The following is a 5,198-nucleotide window of genomic DNA, read 5'->3' on the forward strand; positions in this document are numbered from 1 at the left end:
AAGGCAAACAGCAACAGTCTACACAAGAGGATTCTTCTCAAGGCAAACAGCAACAATCGAAACAAGAGGATTCTTCTCAAGGCAAACAGCAACAGTCTACACAAGAGGATTCTTCTCAAGGCAGGAAGCAGAATTCTGGAAGTAACAGCATTTATGACTTTAGCAAACCAGAAAAGGACCATATTCATTCTCTACAAGACTTAATAGCAAAACTAAAAATGTCTAGTGACTTTGTTAATTATCATACATCTGCTGATGAAACGATGCCTTATTGGATTTCTTACTACCGTCCTTCACTTGATGGAGAAAAGCTTCAAAAGTATTTAATGCCTACACTTTTAGAACGCTCTTGTTCTTCTCTTGAGGAGCTAAAAGAACATATGCCAATGAGCGGTATTACAATTACGAACGACTTACAAAAAATTGAGGACATGGTTTTAAAAGGACATGCAATTATTCAATTGAACCAGCAAGATCAAAAGTGTATGCTTGCAAACATTGCAATTGATACTTACCGGGCACCAAGCCCTCCATTAAATGAATCAACAGTTATCGGTCCACAAGAAGGTTTTGTAGAAGCTATTGATACAAATATTAATTTAGTCCGTAAACGCCTTCCTGTTTTAGAATTACAAACAAAAGAAATGATAATTGGCTCCTTTTCGAAAACAAAGGTTGTAATAATGTATTTAGACAACCTTGCAGAAAAGGATAATGTGGATTTTCTCGAAGAATCATTGCGAGCTCTTGAATACGATCAAATTAATGATAGTGCTTATCTTCAAGAGTTAATGGGCGAAAAATCAATTTTTCCATTATATATCAATACAGAACGAACTGATAGAGTGACAAAGGCACTTATTGATGGAAAAATTGCAATTTTTGTTGACGGTTCACCAAACGTTCTACTAACTCCTGTATCATATTTCGATTTCTTTATTTCACCAGAAGACTATAACGTCTCTTGGCTGTACGCTACATTTTCAAGGATTTTACGACTTATCGCGGTTCTTTTCTCAATTTGTGCAGCCCCATTATATGTTGCCGTTTTAAGTTATCATTACGAACTCATTCCAAGCGATTTGCTTGAAACATTGATTTTATCAAGAGCACAAGTACCATTCCCACCTTTAATCGAAGCACTCTTTTTGGAATTAGTTATTGATTTATTAAGAGAAGCTGGGGCTAGGTTACCGATGAAAGTAGGACAAACACTCGGTATTGTAGGTGGTATCGTAATTGGACAAGCATCTGTTCAAGCTGGGTTAACGAGTAACATTTTATTAATTATCGTTGCCTTATCAGCGTTAGCTTCCTTTATTACACCCATTTATAAAATGGGTAACGCCGTTCGTTTACTACGTTTCCCATTTCTCGCATTTGCAGAAATAGGTGGTCTATTTGGTATTTCTCTTGGATTTATCTTTTTATTTACCCATCTTTTTAGACTAACTTCTTTACGTAAGCCGTACGCACTGTTTTATCCAACACGCCAACAATCAGCAAAGGACTCTTGGATTCGTTTTCCATTAACGATGATTGATACAAGGGATGTACAAGCTAGACCACAGCATGTTAAGAAATCAGCAAACGGAATTTCAACAAAACATACATCTGATTTTGATGATTAAGAAATGAGGTGCATCGATGAGTAAAATTAAAGCAGAACACCAAATATCACCTATCTTCGTCTTCTTCTTAATTCACGGTGCACAATTTGGTGCTGGTGTTCTCGGATTTGCCCGCATTATTGCGAAAGCAGCTGGATACGATGGCTGGATAGGTGTCCTTCTCACAGGAATCATCATTCATATTCTCCTATGGATGATGTATTCCTCACTAAAAGGTATAGATGGCAATTTAATTGATTTGCATAAACAAACATTCGGAAAGTGGCTTGGGAATGGGATTAACATTATCTTTATGGTGTATTTTTTAATGGTCAGTATTTCTGTCGTTCGAACATATGTAGAAATTATTCAAGTATGGATGTTTCCTTCTGCTTCGATTTGGATGCTAACAACTTTTCTATGCTTAGTCGGTTATTATATTATCTCATCTGGTTTTCGTGTTATTACTGGTATCTGTGTCATTTCTATCGGCGGGACACTCGGATATCTTTTCATTAGCCTTTTTATCTTAAAATACACTCACTGGTCTAATTTACTCCCTGTATTTTCACATTCATTTTCAGACATTTTAAAAGCAGCTCAATTATCAATCTATACTATGAGCGGATTTGAAATTTTTCTTATGATTTATCCATTTGTAAAAGAGTCTAAGAAATCTCATAAATTTGCACAATACGGTGCGCTATTCTCTAATCTTTTATATTTATTTAGCACCCTCTTAGCTTTTACATTCTTTAGCGAAAAACAATTATCCAAAACAATTTGGGCCCAGCTCTCTATGACTCAGGTTATCCAACTTCCTTTCATAGAAAGGCTAGAGTACATTGCAATCTCAGCTTATGCTCTCGTTATTGTTACGAGCTTCATTCTTCCTTTATGGGCAGCGACAAGAGGAACACACGAAATATTTCGTGTAAAACAAAGAGGTGTTTTAATTACTTTTTTGCTCATTACCCTCATTGTTTCACAACTTTTAACAAACAGACATGATATTAATGACTTTATTAGCAATGCGTCAAGAATTAGTTTTTGGCTTATTTACATATACATCCCAATTCTATTTATTATTGTGTGGGTGAAAAGAAAATGGAAAAAATCAAAAGAAAATTAATGCTTCTTTCTTGTATCAGCATCCTTAGTCTAACTGGTTGCTTACAAAAAAATATTATCGATGATGTCAATCTCATTCAAGGGACTGTTTTTGATACAGCAAAAGATAATAAAGTAAAAGTCACATTCGTTTGTCCTATACAGAAAAAAGGTAATAAAGTTCAAGTCTTTGAAGGAGTAGGAAACGCAGTAAAACAAGTAAAAGCCGATATATCTTTAGAATCCTCTCAGCCGTTTGCAAGTGGACAAATGCGTTTTGCTTTATTTACTACAAAAATCGCCAAAAAAGGGTTGTCAACTTCCTTTGACACGTTAATTCGTGATGTGAATATCGGGAACTCTATTTATGTCGGTTTATTAGAGGGAACAGGACTAGACTTACTAAAAGGTAAATATACAACATCATCTAACGTTGCAATTTATATAAAGAAAATGTTAGACCATAATATGAAAACGGGTCCTTTACCTACTGACAATCTACATTTAGGAGCCTATCGATATTATCGTGAAGGTCAAGATTCTTATTTACCAATACTCAAAAAAGATAAAGATAAAATAAGAATTACTGGTATCGGACTTTTAAAAAGAGATAAATATGTTGGGAAAATTAACTATCACGATATGTTCGCCTTTAAAGGTTTATTGGAAAAACATCGCTTAGATTCACATGAATTTAAAGCAAACTCAGGATACACAATCATTAATAATATTCGATCCGTCCCAACTTACCAAGTAAGTATTAAAGATGGTAAACCATCATTTTTCATACACGTTAAACTAGAAGCACGCATTCAAGAACTATCTAAACAGTTCAACTTAGAAAATAAAAAGAACACAAAAAAAATAGAAAAGTCAGTTGAAAAACAATTAGATGCAACAGCTAACAAATTAATTAAACAGTTCAAATCTTTAAATGTGGATCCACTCGGTCTCGGCGCAAGGTATAAAGAACATTACCGTCCATTCAAATTAGAAGAGTGGCGAAGAATGTATAAAGATGTTCCTATTAAGGTGAAATACACTGTCAATATTACAAATTCTGGCGTAATTGAATAAGTTAATGATTGAACTCCCCTCTCTGGCATGGTACAACGGAGAGGGGAGTTTTTATTTTTAAATAGAGAAAAGGGATATTTACGGGGGAGCTTATGTCTAAAAAATTAGTAAAACCTATTTTAAATGGTATTTTATTTCTTGGCGTCTTTTTATTTGCTCATACATATTTAAAAAATGTTTCTTTTACTCGTTATTTACTTGTCGTTATACCAATGCTACTCATCGGAATGTTTGGCATTGATCTCATTTTATCCATTTTATTAAAGAAAGAAGAATAACGAGCGAACATCTTATGTCTCATAAGATGTTCTTTTTATTAACCAATCACCTTATGTTACAATAAAGTGAAACTTTAATCAGTGAGGGTTTTGTCCATTCCCCACTGATTATTAGCCCGCACCAATCGGGATTTTACGGGCCTCCCACCTCACTTCCTCGCATTTGCCGAATTTTGAGGTGGGAGTCTTACTGCCCTTTAATGCGGGATAAACTTCGGCACAAAATGAGAAAGGATGAAACAACATGACAAACGAAAAAGGTTTAGATAAAGGATACGAACTTGTTGCGAAAATGCACGAAGTATTCGGACACCCTGTTACAAATGTTCCAACAAAACTAACAGAAGAGCGCGCAAAAATTCGCGCAAGCTTTATGCAAGAAGAATTAGAAGAGTTTCTAGAAGCAACTACTGTAGAAGACCAATACGATGCATTGATTGATTTGATTTATTTCGCATTCGGAACTTTTGCAGAAATGGGTGTACGTCCAGATAAAGGATTTGAAATTGTAAACAATGCGAATATGGCTAAATTATTCTCTGACGGAAAACCACGCTTCCGCGACGGCGACGGCAAAATTTTAAAACCAGAAGGCTGGGAAGCACCAGAACCACAACTTCGCGCTGAAATTGAACGTCAACGTCAAGAGGCATTAACAAACGCAGGAAAATAATATAAGAGCAGCTGCTAGGAATATTCTTAGCAGTTTTTTCGTACTATCATTCACAGTTCATGAACTTCGTATTTTACTACTCAATACCACATTTCGAAATGCAAATATATTCTTCTTCAAAATAAAAAATCCCCTTGCGCACAAGAGAATTTTTTATGTAATTCATTAGTGTCCCACGTGTCCAGCATGCCCCGCTGCTCCAGCCGTAATTCCAGCTGTTCCCGCTGCAGTTCCAGCTCCTCCACCGTACCAAATTTGTTGTTGCCCTTGTTGATGTTGCTGTACTTGATGATGTTGCTGCCCTTGGTGGTGATGTTGGCCTTGTTGATGTTGCTGCCCTTGGTGATGGTGTTGACCTTGATGATGGTGTTGGCCTTGGTGGTGTTGACCTTGATGATGGTGTTGGCCTTGGTGGTGATGTTGGCCTTGATGATGGTGTTGGCCTTGGTG

General features: G+C 36.0%; 5 protein-coding genes and 1 pseudogene. 5 read left to right on the top strand and 1 reads right to left on the bottom strand.

Annotated features, from left to right (window positions below):
* The 5 genes from MRBLBA3_RS04570 to MRBLBA3_RS04590 all read left to right on the top strand — a co-directional run.
* The coding region (locus MRBLBA3_RS04570) for a spore germination protein (RefSeq protein ID WP_363379910.1) at positions 1–1,631 on the top strand (1,631 nt) is incomplete at its 5' end.
* Positions 1,632–1,647: 16 nt separating this feature from the next.
* On the top strand, positions 1,648–2,742 hold the full coding sequence (locus MRBLBA3_RS04575; RefSeq protein ID WP_044737519.1) for a spore germination protein: 1,095 nt from the start codon (positions 1,648–1,650) through the stop codon (positions 2,740–2,742).
* Positions 2,718–3,797 carry a Ger(x)C family spore germination protein gene (locus MRBLBA3_RS04580; protein ID WP_044737518.1) on the top strand — a complete coding sequence of 360 codons (1,080 nt, stop codon included), beginning with the start codon at positions 2,718–2,720 and terminating at the stop codon, positions 3,795–3,797. The genes MRBLBA3_RS04575 and MRBLBA3_RS04580 overlap by 25 nt, the downstream gene beginning before the upstream one ends.
* Positions 3,798–3,889: 92 nt before the next feature.
* A complete protein-coding gene (locus tag MRBLBA3_RS04585) occupies positions 3,890–4,075 on the top strand; it encodes a hypothetical protein (RefSeq protein WP_044737517.1) in 186 nt (61 codons plus the stop codon).
* 244 nt (positions 4,076–4,319) lie between these two features.
* Complete coding sequence (locus MRBLBA3_RS04590) at positions 4,320–4,748, top strand: haloacid dehalogenase (RefSeq protein ID WP_044737516.1); 429 nt, start codon at positions 4,320–4,322, stop codon at positions 4,746–4,748.
* A 165-nt stretch (positions 4,749–4,913) separates the two neighbouring features.
* On the opposite strand, the pseudogene MRBLBA3_RS04595 reads toward MRBLBA3_RS04590, so the two are convergent.
* Positions 4,914–5,198: pseudogene (locus MRBLBA3_RS04595) on the bottom strand (VrrB protein); the annotation flags it as partial.

Origin of the sequence: Bacillus sp. LBA3-1-1.1, from assembly GCF_040676495.1 — a bacterium.
Lineage (GTDB): Bacteria > Bacillota > Bacilli > Bacillales > Bacillaceae_G > Bacillus_A > Bacillus_A nitratireducens.

Coding starts and splice junctions, on each gene's coding strand:
- MRBLBA3_RS04575 (WP_044737519.1), top strand. CDS start 1,648: ATGAGTAAAATTAAAGCAGAACACCAAATATCACCTATCTTCGTCTTC.
- MRBLBA3_RS04580 (WP_044737518.1), top strand. CDS start 2,718: ATGGAAAAAATCAAAAGAAAATTAATGCTTCTTTCTTGTATCAGCATC.
- MRBLBA3_RS04585 (WP_044737517.1), top strand. CDS start 3,890: ATGTCTAAAAAATTAGTAAAACCTATTTTAAATGGTATTTTATTTCTT.
- MRBLBA3_RS04590 (WP_044737516.1), top strand. CDS start 4,320: ATGACAAACGAAAAAGGTTTAGATAAAGGATACGAACTTGTTGCGAAA.